Below are 607 nucleotides of genomic sequence, written 5' to 3'. Positions count from 1 at the left end.
ATCATTAAAAGATCCGCAAGGTAAGCGTGCAGTAGGCACGACTCTTGGACGCAACCATCCTGGTTACCAACTCTTAAAGAGCGGAAAACCTTACTACGCGCAAATCAAACTATATGGTGAACGCTACATTACCTATTACGCGCCAATCAAAGACGCTAACGGTAACGTATCTGGCTTGTCATTTATCGGTTTGCCAGTAGACCAAGCCACACAAACTCTGTTTGATGCACTAGAAGAGATTAAGTGGGGCGACACAGGCTACACCATCATTGTCGATAACGACGAAAACAATCTTGGTAAGTACTTACTCCACCCGACTAAGAGCGCTACCGATCCTTCAATCGTAGAAGTTCGTGACTACGATGGTAACAAGCCTTTCCATAAGATTTTCGAACAAAAGAGTGGTCTGATCCGCTACCCATTCCAATACGGCTCAACCATCGGTGAAAAATACTTAGTGTTCACCGAAGTACCCGGCTGGAACTGGAAACTACTGGGCGGTACATTCATCAAAGAAGTGACCAAAGGCAGCGACACGCTACTTAAACTGATAGCCATCATTTCTTCGGTAGCAGCGAGCATCACTTTTGTTGTGCTCACTCTGTTC

At 45.6% G+C, this 607-nt stretch carries 1 protein-coding gene; it reads left to right on the top strand.

Annotated features, from left to right (window positions below; translation table 11 throughout):
* Positions 1-607, top strand: a 607-nt coding sequence (locus R7P74_RS27690) for a Cache 3/Cache 2 fusion domain-containing protein (RefSeq protein ID WP_318123877.1), incomplete at both ends; no start/stop codon positions are given.

It is taken from the genome of Vibrio sp. 2033, assembly GCF_033339735.1.
This window is presented reverse-complemented; position numbering and strand designations above follow the sequence as displayed.